The organism is Erythrobacter tepidarius, assembly GCF_002155695.1.
Classification (GTDB): Bacteria; Pseudomonadota; Alphaproteobacteria; order Sphingomonadales; family Sphingomonadaceae; genus Erythrobacter; species Erythrobacter tepidarius.
The window spans coordinates 1-25,507 of the sequence record NZ_MUYJ01000005.1 but is presented as its reverse complement, the minus strand read 5'-3'; the positions used below and the strand labels follow the sequence as shown (position 1 = coordinate 25,507).

Here is a 25,507-nt window from a genome sequence, read left to right as displayed (position 1 = left end):
ACGCTGCGCCCTATAGCGCTGCCGGCCCGGTTTCGCCACCCCTGCGGCGCTTGCCAAGGTTCACGCTGCCTCCGGACTATTCCTAAGCTGGGGTAAATGGCGGTTTTACCCGATTTTGACGCACTGGCTCTAAAGACGGTCGTCATGTTCGAGAAAGGCGATTCCCTTACCGCTTCCCTCCGGGCGCTGCCGATGCGGCGGGCCGAGGATGGTTCGCGTCTGGATCATGGCGGTATCGGGGTGGCCTCGGGGCGTTTCGAATCCCGGTCCGCGCGGCGTGGGGGCGATGCGCTGCGGGCTGTCGAATGGAGCGAGATCACTGCCCGGCTCAACGCCGCGCGCGACCTGCGGCTGCTGTTGCGCAGCGAATCCCAGGGCCGGATCGAAGCCGTCGCGGCAAGTTTCGGCGATGCCGCGGCAAGTTACTTTGCCATGATCGAAGACAACGAACTTGCCGTTAACCATGATGCTTTAGACGGCTCTAAAGCCTTGGGCGGCACAGAATGCGCATGCGTGGCGGTCCGGCACGACGCGGTATCGGGGGGTGATGCCGAGCGCGCTGTGGATGCGCCCGGAGGCGTTGCAAGAGTAGAGCAATGATTGAGAATCAGGACATCCGCCCCGCGCAGGTTATCGGTCCCCTCGGCGAGCCGCTGACGCTTGCCGACCTGCCTGCGCCCGATACCAAGCGCTGGGTCGTGCGGCGCAAGGCCGAGGTTGTGGCGGCGGTCAATGGTGGCCTGCTCACGCTCGACGAGGCGCTGACGCGCTATGGCCTGACGCTCGAGGAGTTCGCCTCGTGGCAGCGTGCGGTCGATCGTTCGGGGATGCACGGGCTGCGCGTCACCAAGATCCAGCACTATCGCGATCTCTACCAGCGGCAGCTGAAATACTGATCCCTGCGGCCGCGCCGGCGGCATGCCAGGCCTCGTGATTGGCAATTTCCAGTCGCACCTGTTATCATCCTGCCCGAAGCGCGCGCCGCGACCGGCCCGCGTCCCGGCGGGAGATTGTAATGGGGTGGATTATCGCACTGGTTGTCGGCGGGATCGCGGGCTGGTTGGCCAGTCTGCTGATGAAGCGCGACGCTTCGATGGGCGTGTTTCTCAACATCGTGGTCGGCTGCGTCGGCTCGGTCATCGGCAATGCGATTGCCGGGCCGCTGCTCGGCATCAGCGGCAGCGTGCAGGAATTCTCGCTCACCGGCCTGCTGGTGGCGGTGCTCGGCGCGAGCGTGTTGCTCGGAATCCTCAATCTGATCAAGCGCGGCCGCTTGCGCTAGTCGCAGAGGCCGCCACTTTCGCGGCCCTTGCGGGAACCTGCACAGGCGTCCTTCGTCTGGCCTAAAAGTCGCCCGTCGAAGCAAGGATTGCTCGCGGCCTGCGTGCCGCCTATCAGGCGTTGCGCTCGGTGACTTATCGAGATAATACACTCTGGAGGCGGGGCCTGCGCGTGAGGGGGCGGCTCCGGCAAGGGAACAGGAATGAATTACGAGACCACCATCCGCGCCGAAGCCGCTGACGGGGTGACCGCCGATTTCACCGGTGCGCGCACACTGACGCGGCCGATCGTGCCGCGTTGGCTGCTTGTCGGCGGGATCGGCCTGTTCGGTCTGCTGCTGGCGATCGGGGCCTATTTCGCACTGGCCGGGGGCGAGCCGGTGCCGGCAGGGGACGACAACTCGCAGGCGCCTTCGGTCACGGTCATCACGCCGGGCAAGACCACCGTCGCCGGTATCATTGAAGCCCCCGGCACGCTCGCCGCACGGCGGCCGATGCCGGTGGGCGTGGTCGGTGAAGGCGGGCAGGTGCTGCGCGTCACCGTCGATGCGGGTGACTGGGTGGAGCAGGGCCAGGTGCTCGCCGTGATCGACCGCTCGGTGCAGGTGCAGCAGGCCGCCGCGCAGTCTGCCCAGATCGAGGTTGCGCGGGCCGATGCCAATCTCGCCCAGGCCAATCTCGATCGTGCGTTGCAGCTGGTGGCGCGCGGCTTCGTGTCCAAGGCCGACGTCGACCGCCTGACCGCCACCCGCGATGCGGCCGTGGCGCGGGTCAAGGTCGCCGAGGCCCAGCTGCGCGAACTGCGGGCACGCAATGATCGGCTCAACGTGCTGGCGCCGGCCTCGGGCTATGTGCTCCAGCGCAATGTCGAACCCGGCCAGACGGTCGGTCCGGGCAGCGGCGCGCTGTTCACCATCGCCAAGGGCGGCGAGATGGAAATGCTGGCGCAGGTGAGCGAGGAACAGCTCGCTGGCCTGTCGGTCGGTGCTCTGGCAACCGTGATCCCGACTGGCTCGAAGCGCGAATTCACCGGACAGGTGTGGCAGCTTTCGCCGGTGATCGATCAGGCAACGCGACAGGGCACGGCGCGCATCGCCTTGTCCTTCGCGCCCGAACTGCGGCCGGGCGGCTTTGCCACCGCCCGCCTTTCCAGCGGCAGCTTCACCGCGACCGTGCTGCCCGAAAGCGCGGTCTTGGCCGATGGCAAGGGCAGCTTCGTCTATGTCGTGGGCAAGGGCAACAAGGCCGAGCGCCGCACGGTCAAGACCGGCGCGGTGACCGAGCAGGGCATCGCCATCACCGAAGGTCTGTCGGGCCGCGAGCAGGTGGTGCTGCGTGCCGGCGGGTTCCTCAATCCGGGCGAGACGATCAATCCCCAACCGCTGAGGAAGTAGGATCCATCCGGACGCGCGCCTTGCGCGTAACTGGCAGGACGATAGGCAACAGGCAGGAATTCTATGGCTCTCCGCGACATCTCGGCCTGGTCGATCCGCAATCCGGTGATCCCGCTGGTGTTCTTCACCGGGCTGCTTTTCGCGGGGATCGTCAGTTTCCTGCGGATGGACGTGACCGATCAGCCGGATGTCGAGTTTCCGGCGGTGCGCGTGTCGATTGTCCAGCCCGGTGCCTCGCCGACCGAGATCGAAAACCAGATCACCCAGCGTGTCGAGAGCGCGATTCGATCGATCAACGGGGTCAACTCGATCCAGTCGACCGCGCGCGAGGGCAGTTCGCAGACCTTTGTCGAGTTCGAGATCGGCACCAACCTGATCGAGGCGGTGAACGAGGTCGAGACCGCGATCGACGGCGTGCGCGGGAGCCTGCCCGACGGCATTCTCGAACCGCAGGTCAGCAAGGTCAACGTGGTGGGCGAGCCGATCGGCTATGTCGCGGTCGAGGCGGACGACATGACGATCGAGCAGCTCAGCTGGTTCATCGACGACACTGTCGCCAAGCGCCTGTTGAAGATCGAGGGCATGGCCGAGGTCAACCGTTTCGGCGGGGTTGACCGGGAGATCGAGGTGATCCTCGATCCGGCGCGGATGCAGTCCTTCGGGGTGACTGCCTCGCAGATCAACGCGGTGCTGCGGCAGGTCAATCTCGATGCCGCGGGCGGTCTCGCCGAAATCGGCGGCACCCGCCAATCGCTGCGCGTGCTGGGCAATTCCGATGATGCCTATGCCCTCTCGCAGACCCGGATCCCGCTCGGCGCCGGGCGCACCGTGCGGCTGGGCGATATCGCCACGGTGCGCGACGGCTATTCCGAGCGCACCTCGATCAGCGAAGTGAACGGCAAGGAAGTCGTCAACTTCGCGATGAGCCGCGCGCGCGGCGCCTCGGATCTGGCCGTCTACGATGCTGCGCTCAAGGAAATGGACCAGATCGAGAAGGAGAATCCCGGGATCAAGTTCATCAAGCTCTCGACCAACACCACCTACACCCGCGACCAGTATGAAAGCTCGATCTGGGCGCTGGTCGAAGGCGCGGTGCTGGCGGTGGTGGTGGTGTTCGTGTTCCTGCGCGACTGGCGCGCGACCTTCATCTCGGCGGTGGCGATCCCACTCTCGGCGATCCCGACCTTCTGGTTCATGGATCTGCTCGGATTCAACCTCAACTTCCTCTCGCTGCTTGCGCTCGCGCTGGTGGCGGGGGTGCTGGTCGACGATGCGATCGTGGAGATCGAGAACATCGTGCGCCACATGCGCATGGGCAAGACCGCCTACCAGGCCTCGATCGATGCCGCCGACGAGATCGGCCTGCCGGTGGTCGCCACCAGCTTCTGCATCGTCGCGGTGTTCCTTCCGGTCGGCCTGATGCCGGGCGTTTCGGGCCAGTTCTTCCAGAACTTCGGGATCACGGTGGTGGTCGCGGTGCTGATGTCGCTGGCGGTGGCGCGGATGCTGACCCCGCTGATGGCGGCCTATTTCCTCAAGGCCAAGGGCCATGCCGAACATGGCGGCGGGCCGCTGATCGATGCCTATATGCGGGTGCTCGCCTGGACGCTCGACACCGGGCGCATGGCCGCAAGGCGCGCCGGAATATCCGCGCCGCGCCGCCGCGCGCTCTATGTTCCCGGCCTGCTGCTCACGGTGATCGCGCTGCTGCTGGTCACGGCGCTCACGCTGTTCGAGGCCTTCGGTGGCTCGGTCACGGGCGCGGTTGCCGCAGGCATGGGCGCTGCGCCGCCGTGGAAGGGCATTGCCGGGCTGGAAATCCCCAAGGCCGTCGCGACCGCGGTTTCGAGCGACAGCAACGGCCTCGCCTACAAGCTCGTCTTCAAGCTCTTCGATGTCGTGCAGGTGCTGCTGGTGTCGGGACTGTCGCTGCTGGCCGGCTGGCTGACCTTCAAGCTGATCGAGCGGCCGGCGAGCGGCGCGGGCCGATTTGCGCAGGGCATCCGCTGGATGACCGCGCGTTTCTATGATCACCGCGTGTGGATGCTGTCGATCGGCTGGTTCTCGTTCCTGATGACGATCCTGCTGTTCGGCCAGACCCCGCCGCAGTTCCAGCCCACGATCGACGACGAAAACAGCCGCGTCGAGATCGAGACCGTGCCGGGCACGACGCTGGCCGAGACCAAGCGCATCGTCAACGGTGTGGCCGATCGCCTGCGGCAGGAACCCGAGGTCGAACGCCTGCTCGAACGCATTCGGCTGGGCGAGACCTCGTCGATCTTCGTCAAGCTCAAGGAAGATCGGGCGCGCAGCTCGATCCAGTTCGAGCGCGAGCTGGCCCCGGTGCTCGCCCAGATCCCCGATGCGCGCGTGCGCTTCCAGTCACAGAGCGCGGGCTTCGGCTCGGGCCGCGACATGACGGTGATGCTGGCGGGCAGCGATCCGGTGCTGCTCGATCAGACCGCGACCCGGCTGGTGGAGGAGATGAAGCGGCTGCCTTCGCTGGTCGCCCCGCGGATCAGCGCCGATCTCAACCGTCCCGAGATCATCATCACCCCGCGCGACAAGATTGCCGCCGAACTCGGCGTGACGACCGCGGCGTTGTCGCAGACGATCCGCATCGCGACGCTGGGTGAGATCGAGCAGAACGCGGCGCGCTTCTCGCTGTCGGATCGCCAGATTCCGATCATGGTGCGCCTGTCAGGGGAAGCGCGCGGCGATCTGCACACCATCGAGAACCTGCCTGTGCCCACGAGCAATGGCGGATCGGTGCCCTTGAGCCGGGTTGCCGACATCACTTTCGGTTCCGGCCCGACCGCGATCCAGCGCTATAACCAGAATCGCCGCGTGCTGGTGGGTGCGGACCTTGCAGCCGGCGTGCTCAAGGGCGAGGCGCAGGCCCAGATCGATGCGCTGCCGGTGTTGCAGAACCTGCCGCTCGGCGTGATCCGCGACGCGGTTGGCGAGGAGCAATGGCAGGCCGAGCTGATCCAGAACCTCATCATCGCGATCATTTCCGGTGTGCTGCTGGTGTTTGCGGTGCTTGTGCTGCTCTACAAGCGCCTCATGAGCCCGCTGGTCAACATGACCTCGCTGGCGCTCGCGCCGCTCGGCGGGGTGCTGCTGATCTGGTTGTTCGGACAGCCGCAATCGATGCCGGTCTATATCGGCATCCTGCTGCTGCTTGGCATCGTCTCGAAGAACTCGATCCTGCTGATCGACTTCGCGATCGAGGAGATGGCCAAGGGCGTCAGCAAGCGCGAGGCGATCATGGACGCGGGGCACAAGCGCGCCCAGCCGATCGTGATGACCACCGTGGCGATGACCGCCGGAATGGTGCCGGTTGCCTTGTCGCTATCGGGCGACGGCGCGTGGCGTCAGCCGATGGGCGTGGTGGTGATCGGCGGACTGGTGCTTTCCACCCTGCTCACGCTGCTGATCGTGCCGGCCGGTTTCAGTCTCGCCGATGGCATCGAGAAACGCATCGGACCGTGGCTGCGCGAGCGGCTGCTGACCTACAGGCCGGGGGACGACAGCCGTCGGCTCGGTGCGCCCCAGCCCGATCTTCCCATGGCTGGCGGTGGGGTGCAGGGACGGGGGCTGCATCCGGGCGGCGAACCGGCCGAGTGAGCGACAAAAGCGTGACGCGGACAGGCCCCGCGGGTTAAGGCCGGAATAATGCCGACGCGTCACCCCATTCCTCTCACCTTTCGCGGCCAGCCGCTGACGGTCGACCGCGCGCGCCAGATGCGATGGACGGCGACCGGAATGCTGGCCGCGATGGCGGCGCTCTTCATCGCCACCCATGGGCTGGTCGCCGCGCATCCGGCGTGGGGCTATGTCAACGCCTTCGCCGAGGCAGCGATGGTGGGCGGGCTGGCCGACTGGTTCGCGGTCACGGCGCTGTTCCGTCACCCGCTTGGCCTGCCGATTCCGCACACCGCGATCATCCCTGAAAACAAGGATCGCATTGCCGACACCATGGCGCAGTTCCTGCGCGAGAACTTTCTCACCCCCGCCGTGGTGGCACGGCGGATGTCGGGCATGAATATTGCCAGGGCGGCGGGAGAGTTTCTCGCCGCTTCGCCCGCGCGCGGGGCAGACGGCCAGATCGACCAACGCTCGCGCATCACCTCGGGCGCGGCGGAACTGCTGGCCGAGGTGCTCGAAAGCCTCGACCCAGACCGGCTCGGCAACCAGGTGCGCGCCGGCCTCGCGGGCCAGCTCGCCAAACTCGACATTGCCCCGCTGGCGGGCCGGATGATCGAGACCGCGATGGCCGACCGTCGCCACATCCCGCTGATCGATGGCTTTGTCAGGTGGGCAGGCCTCACCATCGAGGACAATGAGGAGACCCTGCGCGAGATCATCCATCAGCGCGTTTCCGGGGTGCTGCGTTGGGCGGGCCTCGACAAGACCATCTCCTCGAGCGTGCTGGACGGGCTTTACAAGCTGCTGGCCGAGGTGCTGGTCAACCCCGATCACCCCCTGCGCGGCAAGATCGAGGAAGGTCTGGCGAAGCTCGGCCAGGACTTGCAGCACGATCCCGAGACCCGCGCCAAGGTCGAAGAGATGAAGCGCGATCTGATCGCCAATCCGGCGGTTGCGGTGTGGTGGACCGGGGTGTGGGAGCGCATCCGCCAGTCGCTGATCCGCCGCGCGCGCGATCCCGAAAGCGGGATGGGCGAGGAAATGCGCAATATGCTCGCCGAACTCGGCCACGCGCTCCAGCAGGACGCGCGGCTGCAACACCAGATCAACCGCTTCGCCCGCCGCACCATGGTGGGTGTCGCCACCCGTTATGGCGATCAGATCGTCCGGCTGGTGTCGGAAACGGTCAAGCGCTGGGACGCGACCACCATCACCGCCCGCGTCGAGGGCGCGGTGGGGCGCGACCTCCAGTTCATCCGCATCAACGGCACGCTGGTGGGCGGGCTGGTGGGGATGGGGCTGCACTTCTTCACCACGGTGCTCAACACCCAATAGCTGATGCTTTCGCCAAGATGGGGCCGCATCGCCGTGCCCTCGATATTGTGCGCGGTTCGCAGCGGATGCCCGGCATCGGCTTGCACCCGGGTCGTTTCCGCCAGCCTGCAATGGCCGCGTTGATGATGGCGCAGTCCTCCACCGTCGCTTCGGGGCTGACGCTCACCCGCGCATGGGCGATGCTCTCTTCCCGGATGGCGACATGCCAGCGTTCGGTGAAGAAATTGGCGATCCGGCAGCCGAGGGCGCGGCAATTGCGCCGGCGCGGCGCGCCTTTGGGTGCGGTTATCGACCGAAAGGGCGACCTAAAGGAAAGCCCCCGGTGAATTGCGGAAATCTACCGGAGGCTTCGCTTTTTCGGCTGTTGGTGTCCGATCGCTCGTTACAGCGCCGCGGTCAGCTCCGGCACGGCGGTGAACAGGTCCGCGACGAGGCCGATATCCGCGACCTGGAAGATCGGCGCGTCCTCGTCCTTGTTGATGGCGATGATGACCTTCGAATCCTTCATCCCCGCCAAGTGCTGGATCGCGCCCGAAATGCCGATGGCGAAATAGACTTCCGGCGCCACGATCTTGCCGGTCTGGCCCACCTGATAGTCGTTCGGCACATAGCCCGCATCGACCGCCGCGCGGCTCGCGCCGATCGCGGCGCCGAGTTTGTCGGCGAGCGGGGTGATCACGGCTTCGAAGGTTTCCGCGTCCTTGAGCGCGCGCCCGCCCGAGACGATCACCTTGGCGCTGGTCAGTTCCGGACGTTCGCTCTTGGCGATCTCCGCGCCGACGAAGCTCGAGATGCCGGCATCGCCGGGGCCGCTCACGGCTTCGATCGCGGCAGAACCGCCCTCGCTCGCCGCCTTTTCGAAAGCGGTGCCGCGCACGGTGATCACCAGCTTGGCGTCGGTGCTTTCGACCGTGGCGATGGCGTTGCCGGCGTAGATCGGGCGGGTGAAGGTCTTGGGGCCTTCGACCGAGAGGATTTCGGACACCTGCATCACGTCGAGGTGGGCAGCGACGCGCGGGGCGATGTTCTTGCCGCTCGTGGTGGCGGGGGCGAGGAAGGCGTCATGATCGGCCATCAGGCCGGCTGCGAGCGGGGCGACGTTTTCAGCGAGGCCGTGGGCATAGGCCGGATCGTCCGCGACGTGGACCTTGGCCACGCCCGCGATTTTCGCCGCGGCTTCCGCCACGCTGCCGCAATTGTGACCAGCCACCAGCAGGTGCACTTCGCCGAGCTTCGATGCCGCGGTGACCACCGGCAGCGTCGCGTCGTTCAGCTTGGTGTTGTCATGTTCGACGAGAACCAGAGTCTTCATCTCGAATCTTCCTTATCCTTGAGACGCGGCGCGCTTACGCGAGGCCGAGCGCCTTGACCTTCTCGACCAGCGCGGCGACATCGGCGACCTTTTCGCCCGCCTGGCGCACCGGCGGTTCGGCAACCTTGAGGGTCTTGAGGCGCGGGGCGATGTCGACGCCGTAATCGCCCGGAGTCTTGACGCTGAGCGGCTTTTGCTTGGCCTTCATGATGTTCGGCAGGCTGGCATAACGCGGCTCGTTGAGGCGCAGGTCGGTGGTGATGATCGCGGGCAGCGCGAGCTTGACGGTCTGCAGGCCGCCATCGACTTCGCGCTTGACCACCACGCTGTCGCCATCGACTTCGACGGTGTTGGCAAAGGTGCCCTGCGGACGGCCCATCAGCGCGGCGAGCATCTGGCCGGTCTGGTTCGAATCATCCGAGATCGACTGCTTGCCGAGGATCACCAGGCCCGGCTGTTCTTCGTCGGCAATCGCCTTGAGGATCTTGGCCACCGCCAGCGGCTCGACCTCTTCGTCGGTTTCGACGAGGATCGCACGGTCAGCCCCCATGGCCAGCGCGGTGCGCAGGGTTTCCTGGGCCTTGGCCGGGCCGATCGAGACGGCGACGATCTCGGTCGCCGCGCCCTTTTCCTTGAGGCGGATGGCTTCCTCGACCGCGATCTCGTCAAACGGGTTCATGCTCATCTTGACATTGGCCAGATCAACGCCGGTGCCATCGGCCTTGACCCGCGGCTTGACGTTGTAATCGATCACCCGCTTGACGGGGACGAGGATCTTCATGGGGCTTCCTTCCTTGCGAATGGATGGTCCGAAATAACCGGCGCGGCCTAGCTGGCCTTTACGTAAACGTCAAGCTAATCTGCCCGGCTGAACGCAAGCGCCGCGCGCCTGACACTTGCCGCCATGCCCGCACCGGTCAAGCCTTCATATCGCCAGTGATTGACCCCGCGCGCTGCCGGGCCTAGCTTTTCAGCGGGGGAGGGCGAAGCGATGCTGATAAGAAGATGGGCCGCGGTTCTGGCGCTGCTGGGCGCGCAGCCGGTGATCGCGCAGGAAACGCGGGTGGGTGAACCGGATTTCGTCTCGCCCCCTGCCACGATCGACGCGGCGACATGGCTGGTCGGCCAGTGGAGCGGCACAGGTATTGCGGGGGCTGAGGCGCACGAAGACTGGCTGCCACCCTCGGGCGACACCATGGTTGGCAGCTTCGTGCAGGAAACGCCCGAGGGCGGGATCATGTTCACCGAACACATGTATCTGATGGAGCACGAAGGCTCGCTGGTGCTGCGGCTCAAGCACTTCAACCCCGATCTGACCGGGTGGGAGGAGAAGGACGGGATGCTCAGCTTCCGTCTGCTTTCGGCGGAGCCTTGCGCACTTTATTTCAGCGCCGTGACCTATCGCTGCGATGGCGAGGGCGGGATGCTGATCGCGGTGCGGATGAAGAGCGACACGCCGAAGCCGCACGAACTGGTGTTCCGGTTCAGGCGCTTCATCCAGCCCTGACCCCGGTCGTGCCAGCGACCGCAAGCGCGCCGGCGCGCCCGCAGCGGGCCGACCAAGGCGAGGAACGGCAGCGAGGATGCCCGCCCGGGGGCGGGCGAAGCTCAGATCAAGCCGCCTTCTTCACCTCGGCCACGATCTTGCGCGCGGCGTCGCCAAGGTTGTCGGCGGGCACGATCGGGAGGCCCGAATTGGCGAGGATCGCCTTGCCTTCGGCCACGTTGGTGCCTTCGAGGCGCACCACCAGCGGCACCTGCAGGTTGACCTCCTTGGCCGCCTCCACGATGCCATTGGCGATCACGTCGCACTTCATGATCCCGCCGAAGATGTTGACGAGAATGCCCTCGACCGCCGGGTCCTTGAGGATGATCTTGAACGCCGCCGTCACCTTCTCGGTGGTGGCGCCGCCGCCCACGTCGAGGAAGTTTGCCGGGAAGGCGCCGTTCAATTTGATGATGTCCATCGTTGCCATCGCAAGGCCCGCGCCGTTGACCATGCAGCCGATGTTGCCATCGAGCTTTATGTAGGCGAGGTCATATGCGCTCGCTTCGACTTCGGCCGGGTCTTCCTCGGTCTCGTCGCGCAGGGCTTCGATCTCGGGGTGACGGTAGAGCGCGTTGCCATCGAAGCTCATCTTGGCGTCGAGCACGAGCAGCTTGCCATCTTCGCTTTCAACCAGCGGGTTGATTTCGAGCATCGCGCAGTCGGTTGCCATGAAAGCATCGTAGAGCTGCTTGGCGAGCTTCTGCGCCTGCTTGTTGAGATCGCCCTTGAGCTTGAGCGCAAAGGCCACTGCCCGGCCGTGGTGCGGCTGAAAGCCCTGCGCCGGATCGATCGTGAAAGTGGTGATCTTCTCGGGCGTGTCATGCGCCACGGTCTCGATGTCCATCCCGCCCTCGGTCGAAACGACGAAGGCCACGCGCCCGCTCGCACGGTCGACCAGCAGCGAAAGGTAGTATTCCCTGGCGATATCGACGCCATCGGTGATGTAGAGGCGGTTCACCTGCTTGCCCGCTTCGCCCGTCTGGACGGTGACCAGCGTCTTGCCGAGCATTTCCTTGGCATGGGCTTCCACTTCCTCAAGGCTCTTGGCGAGGCGGACACCGCCCTTGGCGTCCGGGCCGAGTTCCTTGAACCTTCCCTTGCCGCGTCCGCCCGCGTGGATCTGCGCCTTCACGACATAGAGCGGCCCCGGCAGCTTCTTGGCGGCTTCCACCGCTTCTGCGACGCTGAGCGCGGCATGGCCTGCGGGCACCGCGATCCCGTGCTGCGCCAGCAGTTCCTTGGCCTGATATTCGTGAACGTTCATTGCGTATCGATCCCTTTAATGCCTGTCTTCGGGAGAGGTTCGTCCACGCGGCGCCTAAGCACGGATCGACCCTCTTGAAAAGTATCCTGTGCAGGCGCAACAGCGAGCCTCTCATGATTGACAGGTTCCGCCTTGAAGAGATTGTCCGCGAGGCGGGCCGCATCGCCCATTCGCGCTGGCCGGGGGCAGGCCACGCGCTGACCAGCTGGGACAAGAGCCCCAACAACCCGGTGAGCGAGGCCGATCTCGAGGTCGACCGCTTCCTCAAGCGCGAGCTGCGCCTGCTGCTGCCTGCGGCGGGCTGGCTGTCGGAGGAAACCGCCGACGACAAGCAGCGCACTGCGAGCGGGCTTATCTGGCTGGTCGATCCGATCGACGGCACGCGCGATTTCGTGCGCGGACGCGATGGCTGGGCGGTGTCGGTGGCGCTGGTGAGCGCCAACAAGCCGCTGATCGGTATGCTCTCTGCCCCGGCGCGGGGCGAGGAATGGCTGGCCCAGGCAGGACAGGGGGCGTGGCTCAACGGTCGGCCGATCCGGGCCAGCCGGCGCACGACATTTGCCGGGGCGCGGGTGCCCGCCCACACCCTGCCCAAGGAGGACAGCGATCTCGTGGCGGTCGAGCAGCCCAATGCGATCGCGCTCAGGATCGCGATGGTGGCCGATGACCGCGCCGATCTCGTCGCTACCTTGCGCTGGGGTTACGAATGGGACATCGCCGCCGCAACCCTGATCGCGCGCGAGGCGGGGGCAGAGGTGAGCGATGCCTTCGGCCGTCCGCTCGCCTACAACAAGCACGACCCGCGCGATTTCGGGGTGCTGGTGTGCTCGCCTGCGATCCACGCCGCCGCGGTCGAGCGGCTGGCGGAGCGGGCCAAGGCGCTGCGTTGAAGCGCCAGGCGCAACCATGCGGGTGCGGAACGGAAACGGGCCAGCCCTGAGGCTGGCCCGCAAGGTCGGTTTCCAAGCCGAAGGGGCCAAGTGTAACCGCGCCCCAGGGCGATGCGGCTTTCGGGCCGGGTGAGCGAGGAAACGGGGCTGCCGAGCCGACCCCGCTCCGGAATACTCAGTTGCCGCGGGCCGCGCGCACGTCGTCCTGGCTGACTGGGATGATCTTGATTTCGACCCGGCGGTTGAGCGGTTCGTTGACGTTGTCGGCCGTCTTGACGCGCAGATAATCGTAGCTTTCCCCGAAGCCCTGTGTGGCGATGCGGGCGCGGGCGACACCGCGCGCGGCGAGGTAATCGGCTACCGCCTGCGCCCGCTGTTCCGACAGGCGCTGGTTGGTTGCCGGCGAGCCCGTGGTGTCGGTGAAGCCGTAAACATCGATCAGGCTATTGGGATACTTGATCAGCGTCTCGGCCACGCTGTTGAGCGTATCATAGAAGCCGGGGTTGATCGCTGCCGAGCCAGTGGCGAAGGTCACCCCGTCGGGCAGGCGCACGAGGATCGCGTCCTGATCGCCGATTTCCTCGACATCGACGCCGCTGCCGGCGGTCTGTTCCTTCAGCTCGCGGATCTGATCGTCATACTGCTTGCCGATGATCGCGCCCGCCGAACCGCCGATGCCGGCGCCGATGATGCGACCGGCATCGCCCCCGATCGCCCCGCCGAGGAGGTAGCCGAGCGTGCCGCCGAGGCCGGTGCCGATCGCGGTCCGCGAGATTTTCTTCTCGCCGGTATTCGGATCGGTAACACAGGCCGTGGTGCCCAGCAGTGCCAGCGCGGCGGTGCTCGAAAGCAGGATACGTGAAAAAGTCATTAGGCTTACCTCCCTCTGGTTGGTTGCAAAGGATGCCATGCCGATCAGTTGACGACAAGGAAATCCGCCGCTTGCGCCTTGCGCCTTGGGCTGCGGCAGATTGATGCAGGTTGAACGCAATGGCGCTGCCGGCCGGCGCATCACGCTGCTGGCACGGGCGCGCTTTTGTGGTAGCGCAGTGGGCGTGACACCTTTTCCATGGACCGACCTTGCGATCATCATCGGGTTGATCGTGCTCAACGGCGTCTTCGCCATGTCCGAACTCGCGATCGTCTCGGCCAAGACCAGCGCACTCGAAGCGCGGGCGGAAGCGGGTTCTGCCGGCGCGCGCACCGCGATCGCCTTGGCGGCCGACCCTGGCAAGTTCCTCTCGACGGTGCAGATCGGCATCACCCTGATCGGCATCATCGCCGGCGCCTATTCGGGCGCGAGCCTGGGCGGGCCGGTGGGCGAAAGGCTCGCATGGCTCGGCCTGCCCCGCAAGTATGCCGACGAGAGCGGGTTTGCGCTGGTGATCGCCTTAACCACCTATGTCAGCCTGATCGTCGGAGAGCTCGTCCCCAAGCAGCTGGCGCTGCGCGCGGCGGTGCCGGTGTCGCTGGTGATGGCGCGCCCGATGGCCTGGATGGCACGCGCTGCGGCGCCGCTGGTATGGCTGCTCGACAAGAGCTCGGCGGCGCTGATCGCGCTGTTCGGCCTGCGCGAACGGGGCGAAGCTTCAGTCACGGCCGAGGAATTGCAGATGATCTTCGCCGAGGCGACCCGTTCGGGGGTGATCGAGGCCGAGCAGCGCCAGATCCTCACCGGCGTCGTCCGCCTTGCCGAGCGCCCGGTGCGCGAGATGATGACCCCGCGCACAGAAGTCGATTGGATCGACGCCGATGCCGACAGGGACGAGATCCGCCAGACCATCGAGGACAGCCCGCATTCGCTGCTGCCGGTGGCCGCGGGTTCTCCCGATACGATCCTCGGTGTGGTCAAGGTGCGCGAGGTGCTGGCGGCGATGGTTGCCGGCAAGCAGATCTCGATCCGCGCGATGATGCGCCGGGTGGAGGTGGTGCCCGACCAGCTCGACGCGATGGACGCATTGCGCGTCCTGCAATCCTCCGAAGTGGCGATGGCGGTGGTGCACGATGAATATGGCCACTTCGAAGGCATCGTTACCCCGGTCGATCTGCTGACCGCGATCGTCGGCACCTTCGCCAGCGATCAGGACGAGGGCGATCTGCCGCAGGTGGTGGAGCGCGAGGACGGCTCGCTGCTGGTGGCCGGTTCCTTGTCAGCCGATGCGCTGGCAGACCGGCTGGGGCTGGAATATGGCGAGCACCGCGAGTTCGGAACGGCGGCGGGCTATGCTCTGTCGGTGCTCAAGAAGCTGCCGCAGGAAGGCGAGCATTTCATCGATCAGGGCTGGCGTTTCGAGGTGATCGACATGGACGGCCGCCGCATCGACAAGCTGCTGGTGACCCGCTTGGGCGACGCAGGGGCGTAGTACCGGCGCTCCGCCGGGTGCCGGAAAGGGCCGCGCAGCGGATTGCGCGGCAAAGGCCAAGCTGCAAGCACGTGCGCCGCCCGGCCTTGGGGGCAAGAACACGAACGGCTGATCTCGCGGGCCGGAAGACCCGGCGCAGATCAGGACGGAATTACGGTGGATGCCGCCTGACCGTCACCTTCCGGGGCGGCGATGATGTCGCGGGTAACGCGGCCCTTGGCGACGGTGTTGGTGCCGGTATCCCCGACGGTGCTGCGGATGCTCGGTGCGGCGCTGCCGGCCCGATCAATCACGCTCGCCTCGATCCGGCTGCGCGGGGCGGGGCCGCCGAACAGGGCTTCGAGGGCCTGCTCGGACGCCGTGCCCTCGTTCGGACGCGGCGCGCCGGGCGCGGGCGGGGTAAGCGTGAAATCGGGCGGCACCACCAGCGGGGCCTGGCGCTGCACCGCGAATTCGTCGGGCCGGTCGCGGTTGAAAACACCGCCACCGGCGCCGCACGCGGCCAGCATCGCCGATGCGCCGGCCAGCAGGATCACGGGTGCAAGTTTATGCATCTCAAGTCTCTCCATGGGACACATCCCCGGTTGCGGTTTCGCCCTTGTCGCGCACGAACAGGCTGCGGGCAAGGATTATGACGACCCCGATAGTGATCGCGGCGTCGGCTATGTTGAAAATCAGGAAGGGGCGGAAGGTGCCGATGTGGAAGTCGGCATAGTCGATGACATAGCCCAGATCATAGCGGTCGCGGATATTGCCCAGCGCACCGCCGAGGATCAGCGCAAGTCCTGCGATCTCGCCCATCGCCTTCTCGCGCATCATCCACACCAGCACGACCAGCGCGATCAACGCGGTCGTCGCCACCAGCATCCAGCGCATTTCCATGTCGGTCGCCTGCAGCATCCCGAGGGAGATGCCGCGGTTTTCGGTATAGGTGAGATCGAAAAAGGGCAGCAGATCGATGCGCCCCACATCACGCAGCGCCAGCGGGCCGATGATGTAGGCCTTCACCGCCTGGTCGACGATCGCCACCAGCGCCGCCAGTGCCAGCCCGATCAGCCGGTTGCGGGCGAACAAGCCGCTCATGAACCGACAACTGCTTGGCAACGGGAGCACAATGCCCCGTCATGCGCCACATCGGGCAAATGCCGCCAGCAGCGGCCGCACTTGTGGTGCGATGTCTTGGTGATGATCACACTGTCGCCCTGCCCGCGCGTGACTGTCGCGGTGATGAACAGTTCGGCCAGAGCCACGTCGCTGACGCCTTCGGGCACGGCTTTGCCGGGCACCACGACTTCGGCCTCAAGGCTGGAACGGATGGTCTTGTCGCGGCGCAACGGCTCGATCGCTTCGTTGACGCAATCGCGCAGGGCACGCAGCGAGTCCCACTTGAATGCCAGGTCATGGTCTTGCCAGCTTTTGGGCGCCTGATCGATTTCGAGGAGGTGGACGCTGTCGCCCTCGGGATGGCGGCTCAGCCATACTTCCTCGGCCGTGAATACGAGAACCGGCGCAGCATAGCGGATCAGGCGCTCGAACAGGATGTCGAGCACCGTGCGATAGGCCATGCGCCGCGTGTCTGCCGGATCGTCGCAATAGAGACAATCCTTGCGGATATCGAAGAAGAAGGCCGAAAGATCTTCGTTGCAGAACTCGGTCAGCGCGCGGACATATTCATTGAAATCATAGGATGTGATGGCGCTGTGCACGGTCACATCAAGCCGGAACAGCTTGTCGAGCACATAGCGTTCAAGCTCGGGCATCGCTGCGTAAGGGACGCGCTCTGCTTCGCTGAACCCGTCGAGCGCGCCCAAGAGGTAGCGGAAGGTGTTCCTGAGCTTGCGATACTGGTCGCCCACGCCCTTGAGGATTTCATCGCCGATCCGGTGATCCTCGGTGAAATCGACACTCAGCGCCCACAGCCGGATGATGTCCGCGCCGTAGGTCTCCATCACCTTGAGCGGATCGACCGTGTTGCCGAGGCTCTTGGACATTTTCTTGCCCAGGGCATCCATGGTGAAGCCGTGGGTCAAGACCTGGTCATAGGGTGCCCGGCCGCGCGTGGCGCTCGATTGCAGCAGCGAGGACTGGAACCAGCCGCGATGCTGGTCCGAGCCTTCGAGGTAGAGGTCCGCGGGCCAGCGCAGGTCGGGCCAGCGGCCCGACTCCAGCACGAAGGCGTGGGTGCAGCCCGAATCGAACCACACGTCGAGAATGTCGGTGACCATCTCGAATTCGGCAGGGTCGTAATCGGGGCCGAGGAAGGCCGCCTTGTTGGCGCTGTTCCACGCGTCCATCCCTTCGGCCTTCACCGCCGCGACGATGCGGGCGTTGACTTCCGGGTCTTGCAGGTAGGAGCCATCGGCCCGCACGAAGAGCGTGATCGGCACGCCCCAGGCGCGCTGGCGGCTGAGCACCCAGTCGGGCCGCCCTTCGACCATCGCGCCGATGCGGTTGCGGCCTTTTTCCGGGATGAATTTTACCCGACCGATTTCCGCCAGCGCGGTCTCGCGCAGGGTTTTGCCCTCGCTGCCGCCGACCGGGAGCATGGCTTTGCCAAAGGTCACCTTAGTCGGATCGGTCGGGGCGAGCGGCTTGTCCATCGGCACGAACCATTGCGCCGTAGCACGGAAGATCACCTTGGCCTTGGACCGCCACGAGTGGGGGTAGGAGTGCGCGTAGTCCGCGCTCGCGGCGAGCAGCGCGCCCGCTTCGCGCAGGTCCGAGCAGATCGGGCCGTCGGGCGCGTTGAACTTGGGGTTGATGACGCTCATGCGCCGCTCGTCCGCCGCGCCCAGCCAGCCCCAGTCGTCGCGGTAGCGCCCGTCCTCCATCACCGCGAAGACGGGGTTGATCCCGTGCGCCTTGCACAGCGCGAAGTCGTCCTCGCCGTGATCGGGCGCCATGTGGACGAGGCCGGTGCCGCTATCGGTGGTGACGAAGTCGCCGGGGAGCAGCGGGCGCGGGGTCGCGTAGAACCCGCCGAGATGGTGCATCGGGTGGCGGACCTTCATGCCCTCCAGTGAACCGGCAGGAAGTATCCTATCAGTCCGAAGGCCACACCTTAGTTCCGCTCCCTCTTGTTGGGGGGCAAGGCTCTTCGCTTGGCGATCAAGCCTTTTGCTGACCTCCTCAACCAAATCTTTGGCGATGATCACCCGTCGATCAGCGATATTCCCGAGCGGATGGTTGGCGAGTTCAACATCCATGCGAAGATCGCCAGTGACTGACACGCCGATCTGAATGGTGCACTCGGCATACTCAACCTCCGGCCCGTAAGCCAAAGCCTGGTTCACCGGGATCGTCCACGGCGTCGTCGTCCAGATCACCGCGTGGGCGCCGACCAGCTCGGGGATCGGGCTTTCGACAATCTCGAACGCCACGTCGATCTGGGTCGAGGTGATGTCCTCGTATTCGACCTCCGCCTCGGCCAGCGCGGTCTGTTCGACGGGGGACCACATCACCGGCTTCGAGCCGCGATAAAGGTTCCCCGCCTCGGCCAGCTTGAGCAGCTCGGCGACGATCACCGCCTCGCTCTCCTTCTGCATGGTGAGGTAGGGGTGGTCCCAATCGGCCATGATGCCGAGGCGCTTGAGCTGCGAGCGCTGCGTGTCGACCCAATGCTGGGCATAGGCGCGGCATTCGTCGCGGAAGGCCTTGACCGCCGCCTCGTCACGCCCGCTGCCTGTGAGCACGGGCTTGGCCTTCTTCTCCTTGCGGTATTGCTCCTCGACCTTCCATTCGATCGGCAACCCGTGGCAGTCCCAGCCCGGCACATAGGGCGCGTCCTTGCCCAGCAGGTTCTGGGTGCGGCAGACCATGTCCTTGAGGATGTGGTTGAGCGCATGGCCGATATGCATGTCGCCATTGGCGTAGGGCGGGCCATCGTGGAGGATGAACTTCTCGCGCCCGCGACGCGCCTTGCGCAGCGCATCATAGAGGCCGATCTGCTCCCAGCGCGCGGCGATGCCCGGCTCCTTCTGGGGCAGGCCGGCCTTCATGGGAAAATCGGTCTTCGGCAGGAAGACGGTGTCCCGGTAATCGCGCTGCATCGTCTCGTCAGTCATGGCTGGAGGCGCTTAGAAGCCGCCGCGCCTCGGCGCAATCCTTGTCCATCTGCGCAATCAGCGCCGCGAGCGAATCGAACTTCGCCTCGCCGCGCAAGTAATGGTGAAAGGCGACTTCGATCTCCTGCCCGTAGAGATCGCCGGAGAAGTCGAAGAAATAGGGCTCCAGCAGCTCCTTGGGCGGCTCGAACTGCGGGCGGATGCCGATATTGGCCGCGCCGTGGAGCACCTCGCCGGTGGCGAGAATGCGCCCGGTCACCGCGTAGATGCCGTATTTGGGGCGCAGGTAGTTGTCGATCGACACGTTGGCGGTGGGATAGCCGATGGTGCGCCCGCGCTTGTCGCCATGCTCGACGATGCCGCGAATCGCGAAAGGGCGGGACAGCAGCCGGGCGGCCAGCTGCGGATCGCCGTCGCGCAGCGCCTGCCGGATACGGCTGGAGGAGACGACCTCGCCCCCTTCCGCCACGGCCTCGACCACCCGCGATTTGAGGCCCAATTCCCCGCCAAGGGTGCGCAGCAGCGCGACATTGCCCTTCGCTTGCCTGCCGAAGGTGAAATCGCCGCCCGTCACCACCCCGTGCGCGCCGAAGCGGTCGAGGAGGATCGTCTTGATGAAATCCTCCGCACTGGTGCCGGCGAGCGCGGCATCGAAGTGGAACACCAGCATCGCGGTTGCGCCCGCCGCGAGGTAGAGTTCCTGCCGCTGTTCGAGCGTGGTCAGACGGAAGGGCGGCACATCGGGCTTGAAGAAGCGCACCGGGTGGGGATCGAAGGTGGCGATGATCGAGGGGCGGCCCTCGGCCTTGGCCCAGGCGATCGCCTCGCCCGCCACGGCCTGATGCCCGCGATGGAACCCGTCGAAATTGCCCAGCGCGATGACCGCGCCGCGCAGCGCGGGCGGAATAGGTTTGCGGTGATCGAGCCAGCGCATCAGGCAGCCCCCGCGCGCCGGAAGGTGAGGAAGGAAAACGCCGGATGCGCGCCGTCCGCCGCATGATCCTCCCGCCCGGTCAGCACCCATTCGCGGCCCGGTTCGGGCATGAAGGTATCCCCCGCGTAATCCGCGTGGATCTGCGTGAGTTCGATACGGTGGGCGAGCGGCATGAACAGGTCATAGATCGCCGCACCGCCGATCACCGCGACTTTGCCACTCTCATTGCCTTCGGCCGCGAGCGCGAGCGCCTCTTTGACCGATCCGGCCATCTCCACCCCCTGCGCCGCAAAGCCATCGTGGCGCGAGAGCACGATGTGGCGACGGCCGGGGAGCAGGCCGGGCAGGCTCTCGAAGGTCTTGCGGCCCATGATCATCGGCTTGCCCATGGTCAACGCCTTGAAACGCTTGAGATCGGCGGGCAGGCGCCAGGGCAGATCGCCCTCATAGCCGATCGCGCCATTGGCCGCGCGGGCATAGATCAGGACGATTTCGGGGTTCACCAGTGCCTTCACCTCAGCGCCTGCCCCACGCGGGTGACGTGGCCCATCTTGCGCCCCTCGCGCGCTTCGCGCTTGCCATAGAGGTGCAAGTGCGGCTCGCCCGGTTCCGACAGGATGCTGTGCGCGGTGAGCGCGTCTGCGCCGACGATGTTGCGCATGTCGATGCTGGCAAAGCGCGTCGCGGTGCCGCCCAGCGGCAGCCCGCAGATCGCGCGGATGTGGTTCTCGAACTGGCTGGTGGCCGCGCCCTCGATGGTCCAGTGGCCCGAATTGTGCACCCGCGGCGCCATTTCGTTGAACACCGGGCCGTCCTTGGTGGCGAAGAACTCGAGCGTCAGCACCCCGACATAGCCCAGCGCCTGCGCGGTCTTCGCGGCAAGCGCGCGCGCGGCGGGCACCTGCGCCTCGATCAGCGCGCCGGCGGGCAGCAGCGACTGGGCCAGCATCCCGCCCTCGTGGTGGTTGGCGGTCGAATCCCAGAACCGCAGCTCGCCTGCCGTCGAGCGCACGAGGATCACCGAGAATTCGGCCTCGAATGCCACCAGCCCCTCGTAGATGCAGGGCTTGCCGGGGAAGCGCACGCCGCTTGCCTCACGCTCGGAGGCGATGCGCCACTGGCCCTTGCCGTCATAACCGTCGCGCGCGGTCTTGAGGATGCCGGGGGTGCCGACGGTGGCGATCGCGCGGGCATAGTCCTCGTCGCTCTCGACCCGCGCATAGGGGGCCGATCTGCCGCCGAGCTGGGCGATGAAGCCCTTTTCGTTCAGCCGGTCCTGCGCCACTTCGAGTGCACGCGTCGGGCAGGCGAGCAGGTTTGCCGGAATCGCCGCGACCGCCGAGAGCGGCACGTTCTCGAATTCCCAGGTCACCACATCGCACTTCGCGGCGAAGGCGGCCAGCGCCTGACGGTCACCCCAGCCGTTCTCGAAGAAATCGGCGCAGGCATCCGCCGCGACATTGTCGCCCGGCGGCGCATAGCCAAGGCAACGGTAGCCGAGCTGCATTGCCGCCATTGCCAGCATCCGTCCCAGCTGGCCGCCGCCGAGAATCCCGATGGTGGAACCTGGGGGCAGCATCAGTCTTCCGGCATTTCGCCGACCGCCGCGCTATTGGCCGCGCGCCAGTCCTGCAGGCGTTCGGAGAGATCCTTGTCGCTCAGCGCGAGGATCGATGCGGCGAGCAATCCGGCGTTCTTCGCCCCCGCCTCGCCGATTGCCAGCGTGCCGACCGGAACCCCGCCCGGCATCTGCACGATCGACAGCAGGCTATCCATGCCCATCAGCGCCTTGGACTCCACCGGCACCCCCAGCACCGGCAGATGGGTCATGCTGGCGATCATGCCCGGCAGGTGCGCTGCGCCGCCGGCCCCGGCGATGATGACATCGAAGCCCTCGCCCTCTGCGCCCTTGGCAAAGGCGACCATGCGGTCGGGGGTGCGGTGGGCCGAGACGATCCGCGCCTCGTAGGGCACTTCGAGCTCGTCCAGCACAGCGGCGGCGGCCCTCATGGTCGGCCAGTCCGACTGGCTGCCCATCACGATCGCGACGCGTCCCCCGGCCTGTTCCATCATGAATCCTTCAGGTAGTAGCGGGCGCCCGTCACCGCGCCGCCATCGAAGTCATAGATGATCGGCTGGCCGGTGGGAATCTCGAGCTCGGTGATGTCCGCGTCGGAAATGCCCGAAAGGTGCTTGACCAGGGCGCGCAGGGAATTGCCGTGGGCGGCAATGATCACCGTCTCCCCGCTGGCGATCACCGGCAGGATGGTGCTTTCCCAATAGGGCAGCACCCGCTCGATGGTGAGCTTGAGGCTTTCGGTGTTCGGGATCGCGATGCCGGCATAGCGCGGGTCGCCGGAGAGATCGAACGCGCTGCCGGCTTCCAGCACCGGCGGGGGAATGTCGAAGCTGCGGCGCCAGATCTTCACCTGTTCATCGCCGTGCTTGGCCGCCGTCTCGGCCTTGTCGAGGCCGGTCAGTCCGCCATAGTGCCGCTCGTTCAGCCGCCAGTCCTTGACCTCCGGGATCCACAGGCGGCCCGCTGCTTCCAGCGCCAGATGCAGCGTCTTGATCGCGCGGGTCTGGAGCGAGGTGAAGGCGTAGGTCGGCAGCACGCCCTTGGCCTTGAGCAGCTCGCCGGCGGCGATGGCCTCGGCCACGCCTTGCGCGGTCAGATCGACATCCCACCAGCCGGTGAAGCGGTTTTCGAGGTTCCACTGGCTCTGGCCGTGGCGAACAAGGATGAGCTTGGGCATGGTCTGTTTCCGTCTGAGCGGTGAGGGCGGGGGGTTAGCTTTCGCGCGCAGGATTGGGAAGCGATTCTGTTGCATCCGGCGCAGCCGAATCGGCCCCCGCGCCGGCGACCGCCCGCGCCTGCGCCTTGCGCCGCCGCAAGTTCTCGCGCAGTTTCGCCGCGAGCCGTTCTTGGCGGGACATTTTCTTGCTGACATCTTCACGCATGAGAAACGCCTTGGCCTTATCGCGCCGGGCGCTCAAGTGGCAAAGCGAAAGCGCAACAAGAGCGTTGACATTGCTCCGAGGCGCGACAATAGGGCGCGCCTGTTTCCGGCGCTGCTGTAGCTCAGTGGTAGAGCGCACCCTTGGTAAGGGTGAGGTCGGGAGTTCAATCCTCCCCAGCAGCACCAGTAATTCAGCCACTTAGGTGGCAGCCCGCCCCGAGGTACGTAATGAGTACGGAAAACGGGGGGCGGAAACGTGAAGCCTAAGGCGGCTTCTTGAAGGCCCGAATTGGTCTCCCTGACAGACACGCGCCGCACAAAATTAATTGCAGTTCAGTGCAGTTTCGCTCTCTGCCTGAATGCGTCACCGCGCAGAATTAATGTCCATTCGATGCTTTCTGCTCGCTCATGGCGCGCTGGCGCGAATGATCCTAGCGACCATTGCGGCAGGTCGTTTAGGGCGATGGCAGGTCATACGCTGGTGGCGGCCGGATAGTTGGAAACGGTACACACCCTACGCGACGGATCGCAGCTTCTATTCCCCAGAATCGGGTATCCATCCGGCGGGGGCCGCCTTGCGCGGGTAGGTAGCGAGCGCTCTTTAGCGTGCTCTTTTGAGCGCGCTTAGGAGTGGTCGATGGGTCAGGTGACGGTATTTTCGGGGCCGGAGCGGCGGCGCCGGTGGAGCGAGGAAGAACGGCTGCGGATCCTTTCCGAGGCGTTCGCGCCTGGCGCCTGCGTTGCCGAGGTGTGTCGGCGGCACGATATCTCCTCGGCGCTGATCTACACTTGGCGGCGCAAGTTGCTCGATGCAGGCGCGGCGCAGGAGGCCGAGGCGCCGGATGCGCTTCCCACGCCGGTATTCGCCGAAGCGGTGATCGACGGGGACGCGGTGCCGGTCAGCGCTGCCGAGCACCCGGCGATGATCATCGACCTGCCACGCGGCAAGCGGCTGAGCGTTTTCGCTGCGGCATCGCCGGCGCTGGTCGCTGCCGCGCTGAAGGCTCTGCGATGATCCCTTCCGGCGCGCGGGTGTGGATCGCGCTGGGCCACACGGATATGAGGAAGGGCATGCAGGGCCTGGCACTGCTGGTGCAGCAGGGCCTGAAGCGTAATCCGCATGGCGGGGATCTGTTCGTATTCCGCGGCCGCGCGGGCTCGCTGATCAAGATCATATGGCACGACGGGATCGGCATGTCGCTCTACGCCAAGCGGCTCGAGAAGGGCCGGTTCGTATGGCCGTCGGCCAAGGAGGGAACGGTGTCGCTGACCCCCTCGCAGCTGGCCTGCCTGCTGGAGGGGATCGACTGGAGGAACCCCCAGTATACGTGGCGGCCGCAGAGCGCAGGATAATCGTCGCAAGGCGGTGTTTTGCCCTTGCGGCAGAGGGTGGAACATGATTCCATCTCTCCTGTGGAAGCCGCCATCTCGCCCCTGCCAGACGACGTTGAAGCGCTCAAGGCGCTGGTGGCGACGATGGCCCGCAGAGCCGAGGAGGCCGAGCAGAACGCTGCCACTGCCACGGCCAAGCTCGCCAACGCCATGGCCCACCAGAGCGCCATCGAGGCGCTGATCGCTCACCTCAAGCTGCAGATCGCCAAGCTGAAGCGCGAGCAGTATGGCCCCAGCGCCGAGCGCAGCCGACGCCTGCTGGGTCAGATGGAGCTGCAGCTCGAAGAGCTCGAGGCTGACGCCACCGAGGACGATCTGATTGCCGAGGAAGCGGCAGCGAAGACCACCACGGTCACTGCCTTCGAGCGCAAGCGCCCGGCAAGGAAGCCGTTCCCCGAGCACCTCCCCCGCGAGCGCGTGGTGGTGCCTGCCCCCTGTTCCTGCCCGGCCTGCGGTGGGGACCGGCTGTCCAAGCTCGGCGAGGACGTCACCGAGACGCTCGAGGTCATCCCGCGCTCGTGGAAGGTGATCCAGACGGTCCGGGAGAAGTTTGCGTGCCGGGACTGCGAGAAGATCGCTCAGGCCCCCGCTCCTTTCCATGTGGTGCCCCGCGGATGGGCCGGGCCCAGCTTTCTCGCCATGCTGCTGTTCGAGAAGTATGGGCAGCATCAGCCCCTCAACCGTCAGGCCGAGCGGTTCGCTCGCGAAGGCGTGCCGCTCAGTCTCTCGACCCTGGCCGATCAGGTCGGCGCCGCTGCTCACGCGCTGATGCCGATCTACAAGCTGATCGAGGCGCACGTTCTGGCTGCAGACCGCATCCACGGCGACGATACCACCGTGCCGGTCATGGCCAAGGGCAAGACCGATGTGGCCCGATTATGGGTCTACGTCCGCGATGATCGGCCGTTCGCCGGGTCTGATCCACCGGCGGCGCTGTTCCACTACTCGCGCGATCGGCGCGGCGAGCACCCGCAAGCCCATCTCGCAGGCTGGTCCGGGATCCTACAGGCCGATGCCTATAGCGGCTACAACGACCTCTATCGCGAAGGACGCGACCCCGGCCCCGTGCTCGAGGCAGGCTGCTTCGCCCATGCGAGGCGCAAGTTCTTCGAGCTGGCC

26 protein-coding genes and 1 tRNA gene are annotated in these 25,507 nt (G+C 66.0%); 14 read left to right on the top strand and 13 right to left on the bottom strand.

What is annotated here, in order from left to right:
- The first annotated feature begins 96 nt into the window (after positions 1–96).
- The 7 genes from BZF61_RS05870 (at position 97) to BZF61_RS05840 (ending at position 7,986) form a co-directional block, all read left to right on the top strand.
- Entirely contained in the window at positions 97–600 is a 504-nt protein-coding gene (locus BZF61_RS05870; protein WP_143736939.1) for a hypothetical protein, read from the top strand.
- Positions 597–896 carry a CtrA inhibitor SciP gene (sciP, locus tag BZF61_RS05865; RefSeq protein ID WP_086617715.1) on the top strand — a complete coding sequence of 100 codons (300 nt, stop codon included), beginning with the start codon at positions 597–599 and terminating at the stop codon, positions 894–896. Before BZF61_RS05870 ends, sciP begins: the two co-directional genes overlap by 4 nt.
- A 119-nt stretch (positions 897–1,015) precedes the next feature.
- Complete coding sequence (locus BZF61_RS05860) at positions 1,016–1,282, top strand: GlsB/YeaQ/YmgE family stress response membrane protein (protein ID WP_086617714.1); 267 nt, start codon at positions 1,016–1,018, stop codon at positions 1,280–1,282.
- A 201-nt stretch (positions 1,283–1,483) separates the two neighbouring features.
- The gene (locus BZF61_RS05855; RefSeq protein WP_086617713.1) at positions 1,484–2,674 is read left to right on the top strand and encodes an efflux RND transporter periplasmic adaptor subunit; all 1,191 of its coding nucleotides are present in this window, start codon (positions 1,484–1,486) and stop codon (positions 2,672–2,674) included.
- Between the two features lie 63 nt (positions 2,675–2,737).
- Entirely contained in the window at positions 2,738–6,304 is a 3,567-nt protein-coding gene (locus tag BZF61_RS05850; protein ID WP_086617712.1) for an efflux RND transporter permease subunit, read from the top strand.
- Between the two features lie 48 nt (positions 6,305–6,352).
- Positions 6,353–7,660, top strand: a complete 1,308-nt coding sequence (locus tag BZF61_RS05845) for a DUF445 domain-containing protein (protein ID WP_086617711.1) — start codon at positions 6,353–6,355, stop codon at positions 7,658–7,660.
- 110 nt (positions 7,661–7,770) lie between these two features.
- Positions 7,771–7,986, top strand: coding sequence for a hypothetical protein (locus BZF61_RS05840; protein WP_086617710.1), 216 nt, complete (start codon positions 7,771–7,773; stop codon positions 7,984–7,986).
- A 56-nt stretch (positions 7,987–8,042) separates the two neighbouring features.
- Here the strand turns inward: BZF61_RS05840 and BZF61_RS05835 are convergent, their stop codons facing one another.
- Both BZF61_RS05835 and BZF61_RS05830 read right to left on the bottom strand, forming a co-directional pair.
- Positions 8,043–8,972 carry an electron transfer flavoprotein subunit alpha/FixB family protein gene (locus BZF61_RS05835; protein WP_086617709.1) on the bottom strand — a complete coding sequence of 310 codons (930 nt, stop codon included), beginning with the start codon at positions 8,970–8,972 and terminating at the stop codon, positions 8,043–8,045.
- Between the two features lie 34 nt (positions 8,973–9,006).
- A complete protein-coding gene (locus tag BZF61_RS05830; protein ID WP_086617708.1) occupies positions 9,007–9,753 on the bottom strand; it encodes an electron transfer flavoprotein subunit beta/FixA family protein in 747 nt (248 codons plus the stop codon).
- A 210-nt stretch (positions 9,754–9,963) separates the two neighbouring features.
- Here BZF61_RS05830 and BZF61_RS05825 point away from each other — a divergent pair, with 210 nt between their 5' ends.
- The gene (locus BZF61_RS05825) at positions 9,964–10,479 is read left to right on the top strand and encodes a DUF6265 family protein (RefSeq protein WP_086617707.1); all 516 of its coding nucleotides are present in this window, start codon (positions 9,964–9,966) and stop codon (positions 10,477–10,479) included.
- 106 nt (positions 10,480–10,585) lie between these two features.
- On the opposite strand, the gene sucC is transcribed toward BZF61_RS05825, so the two are convergent.
- On the bottom strand, positions 10,586–11,785 hold the full coding sequence (gene sucC, locus BZF61_RS05820) for an ADP-forming succinate--CoA ligase subunit beta (RefSeq protein WP_086617706.1): 1,200 nt from the start codon (positions 11,783–11,785) through the stop codon (positions 10,586–10,588).
- Positions 11,786–11,898: 113 nt separating this feature from the next.
- Here sucC and BZF61_RS05815 point away from each other — a divergent pair, with 113 nt between their 5' ends.
- Positions 11,899–12,675, top strand: a complete 777-nt coding sequence (locus tag BZF61_RS05815; protein WP_086617705.1) for a 3'(2'),5'-bisphosphate nucleotidase CysQ — start codon at positions 11,899–11,901, stop codon at positions 12,673–12,675.
- Positions 12,676–12,850: 175 nt separating this feature from the next.
- On the opposite strand, the gene BZF61_RS05810 is transcribed toward BZF61_RS05815, so the two are convergent.
- A complete protein-coding gene (locus tag BZF61_RS05810; RefSeq protein WP_086617704.1) occupies positions 12,851–13,546 on the bottom strand; it encodes a YiaD family glycine zipper/OmpA-like lipoprotein in 696 nt (231 codons plus the stop codon).
- Positions 13,547–13,730: 184 nt separating this feature from the next.
- Between BZF61_RS05810 and BZF61_RS05805 the strand changes: the two genes are divergently transcribed.
- Positions 13,731–15,038 carry a hemolysin family protein gene (locus tag BZF61_RS05805; protein WP_086617983.1) on the top strand — a complete coding sequence of 436 codons (1,308 nt, stop codon included), beginning with the start codon at positions 13,731–13,733 and terminating at the stop codon, positions 15,036–15,038.
- Positions 15,039–15,178: 140 nt separating this feature from the next.
- On the opposite strand, the gene BZF61_RS05800 is transcribed toward BZF61_RS05805, so the two are convergent.
- From BZF61_RS05800 to BZF61_RS05760, 9 genes are read right to left on the bottom strand one after another with little or no spacing between them, the layout of a single operon-like run.
- The gene (locus tag BZF61_RS05800) at positions 15,179–15,592 is read right to left on the bottom strand and encodes a DUF3035 domain-containing protein (RefSeq protein WP_086617703.1); all 414 of its coding nucleotides are present in this window, start codon (positions 15,590–15,592) and stop codon (positions 15,179–15,181) included.
- 1 nt (position 15,593) lies between these two features.
- Complete coding sequence (gene lspA / locus BZF61_RS05795) at positions 15,594–16,121, bottom strand: signal peptidase II (protein WP_086617702.1); 528 nt, start codon at positions 16,119–16,121, stop codon at positions 15,594–15,596.
- The gene (ileS, locus tag BZF61_RS05790; protein ID WP_086617701.1) at positions 16,118–19,102 is read right to left on the bottom strand and encodes an isoleucine--tRNA ligase; all 2,985 of its coding nucleotides are present in this window, start codon (positions 19,100–19,102) and stop codon (positions 16,118–16,120) included. The genes lspA and ileS overlap by 4 nt, the downstream gene beginning before the upstream one ends.
- Entirely contained in the window at positions 19,095–20,036 is a 942-nt protein-coding gene (locus BZF61_RS05785) for a bifunctional riboflavin kinase/FAD synthetase (protein ID WP_086617700.1), read from the bottom strand. The genes ileS and BZF61_RS05785 overlap by 8 nt, the downstream gene beginning before the upstream one ends.
- Positions 20,036–20,542, bottom strand: coding sequence for a dihydrofolate reductase (locus BZF61_RS05780; RefSeq protein ID WP_245804534.1), 507 nt, complete (start codon positions 20,540–20,542; stop codon positions 20,036–20,038). The genes BZF61_RS05785 and BZF61_RS05780 overlap by 1 nt, the downstream gene beginning before the upstream one ends.
- Positions 20,543–20,547: 5 nt before the next feature.
- Positions 20,548–21,615, bottom strand: a complete 1,068-nt coding sequence (locus tag BZF61_RS05775; protein ID WP_086617699.1) for a 5-(carboxyamino)imidazole ribonucleotide synthase — start codon at positions 21,613–21,615, stop codon at positions 20,548–20,550.
- Complete coding sequence (gene purE / locus BZF61_RS05770) at positions 21,615–22,106, bottom strand: 5-(carboxyamino)imidazole ribonucleotide mutase (RefSeq protein ID WP_086617698.1); 492 nt, start codon at positions 22,104–22,106, stop codon at positions 21,615–21,617. Before purE ends, BZF61_RS05775 begins: the two co-directional genes overlap by 1 nt.
- On the bottom strand, positions 22,106–22,792 hold the full coding sequence (gene gpmA / locus BZF61_RS05765; protein WP_086617697.1) for a 2,3-diphosphoglycerate-dependent phosphoglycerate mutase: 687 nt from the start codon (positions 22,790–22,792) through the stop codon (positions 22,106–22,108). The genes purE and gpmA overlap by 1 nt, the downstream gene beginning before the upstream one ends.
- Positions 22,793–22,826: 34 nt before the next feature.
- Entirely contained in the window at positions 22,827–23,033 is a 207-nt protein-coding gene (locus BZF61_RS05760; protein ID WP_086617696.1) for a hypothetical protein, read from the bottom strand.
- A gap of 74 nt (positions 23,034–23,107) precedes the next feature.
- On the opposite strand from BZF61_RS05760, the gene BZF61_RS05755 reads away from it, so the two are divergent.
- The 4 genes from BZF61_RS05755 to tnpC all read left to right on the top strand — a co-directional run.
- Positions 23,108–23,182 (top strand) — tRNA-Thr (locus BZF61_RS05755).
- Positions 23,183–23,633: 451 nt separating this feature from the next.
- A complete protein-coding gene (tnpA, locus tag BZF61_RS05750) occupies positions 23,634–24,011 on the top strand; it encodes an IS66-like element accessory protein TnpA (RefSeq protein WP_086616937.1) in 378 nt (125 codons plus the stop codon).
- Positions 24,008–24,349 (top strand): IS66 family insertion sequence element accessory protein TnpB, encoded by a 342-nt coding sequence (gene tnpB / locus BZF61_RS05745; RefSeq protein ID WP_086616938.1) that lies wholly within the window; start codon positions 24,008–24,010, stop codon positions 24,347–24,349. The genes tnpA and tnpB overlap by 4 nt, the downstream gene beginning before the upstream one ends.
- A 60-nt stretch (positions 24,350–24,409) precedes the next feature.
- Positions 24,410–25,507 (top strand): IS66 family transposase (gene tnpC, locus BZF61_RS05740; RefSeq protein ID WP_086617424.1); only part of this gene is annotated, 1,098 nt, incomplete at its 3' end.

Bases quoted from the DNA above. Each gene is read 5' to 3' on its own strand.
- BZF61_RS05870 (WP_143736939.1), top strand. From the start codon at position 97: ATGGCGGTTTTACCCGATTTTGACGCACTGGCTCTAAAGACGGTCGTC.
- sciP (WP_086617715.1), top strand. From the start codon at position 597: ATGATTGAGAATCAGGACATCCGCCCCGCGCAGGTTATCGGTCCCCTC.
- BZF61_RS05860 (WP_086617714.1), top strand. From the start codon at position 1,016: ATGGGGTGGATTATCGCACTGGTTGTCGGCGGGATCGCGGGCTGGTTG.
- BZF61_RS05855 (WP_086617713.1), top strand. From the start codon at position 1,484: ATGAATTACGAGACCACCATCCGCGCCGAAGCCGCTGACGGGGTGACC.
- BZF61_RS05850 (WP_086617712.1), top strand. From the start codon at position 2,738: ATGGCTCTCCGCGACATCTCGGCCTGGTCGATCCGCAATCCGGTGATC.
- BZF61_RS05845 (WP_086617711.1), top strand. From the start codon at position 6,353: ATGCCGACGCGTCACCCCATTCCTCTCACCTTTCGCGGCCAGCCGCTG.
- BZF61_RS05840 (WP_086617710.1), top strand. From the start codon at position 7,771: ATGGCCGCGTTGATGATGGCGCAGTCCTCCACCGTCGCTTCGGGGCTG.
- BZF61_RS05835 (WP_086617709.1), bottom strand. From the start codon at position 8,972: ATGAAGACTCTGGTTCTCGTCGAACATGACAACACCAAGCTGAACGAC.
- BZF61_RS05830 (WP_086617708.1), bottom strand. From the start codon at position 9,753: ATGAAGATCCTCGTCCCCGTCAAGCGGGTGATCGATTACAACGTCAAG.
- BZF61_RS05825 (WP_086617707.1), top strand. From the start codon at position 9,964: ATGCTGATAAGAAGATGGGCCGCGGTTCTGGCGCTGCTGGGCGCGCAG.
- sucC (WP_086617706.1), bottom strand. From the start codon at position 11,785: ATGAACGTTCACGAATATCAGGCCAAGGAACTGCTGGCGCAGCACGGG.
- BZF61_RS05815 (WP_086617705.1), top strand. From the start codon at position 11,899: ATGATTGACAGGTTCCGCCTTGAAGAGATTGTCCGCGAGGCGGGCCGC.
- BZF61_RS05810 (WP_086617704.1), bottom strand. From the start codon at position 13,546: ATGACTTTTTCACGTATCCTGCTTTCGAGCACCGCCGCGCTGGCACTG.
- BZF61_RS05800 (WP_086617703.1), bottom strand. From the start codon at position 15,592: ATGCATAAACTTGCACCCGTGATCCTGCTGGCCGGCGCATCGGCGATG.
- lspA (WP_086617702.1), bottom strand. From the start codon at position 16,121: ATGAGCGGCTTGTTCGCCCGCAACCGGCTGATCGGGCTGGCACTGGCG.
- ileS (WP_086617701.1), bottom strand. From the start codon at position 19,102: ATGACTGACGAGACGATGCAGCGCGATTACCGGGACACCGTCTTCCTG.
- BZF61_RS05785 (WP_086617700.1), bottom strand. From the start codon at position 20,036: ATGCGCTGGCTCGATCACCGCAAACCTATTCCGCCCGCGCTGCGCGGC.
- BZF61_RS05775 (WP_086617699.1), bottom strand. From the start codon at position 21,615: ATGCTGCCCCCAGGTTCCACCATCGGGATTCTCGGCGGCGGCCAGCTG.
- purE (WP_086617698.1), bottom strand. From the start codon at position 22,106: ATGGAACAGGCCGGGGGACGCGTCGCGATCGTGATGGGCAGCCAGTCG.
- gpmA (WP_086617697.1), bottom strand. From the start codon at position 22,792: ATGCCCAAGCTCATCCTTGTTCGCCACGGCCAGAGCCAGTGGAACCTC.
- tnpA (WP_086616937.1), top strand. From the start codon at position 23,634: ATGGGTCAGGTGACGGTATTTTCGGGGCCGGAGCGGCGGCGCCGGTGG.
- tnpB (WP_086616938.1), top strand. From the start codon at position 24,008: ATGATCCCTTCCGGCGCGCGGGTGTGGATCGCGCTGGGCCACACGGAT.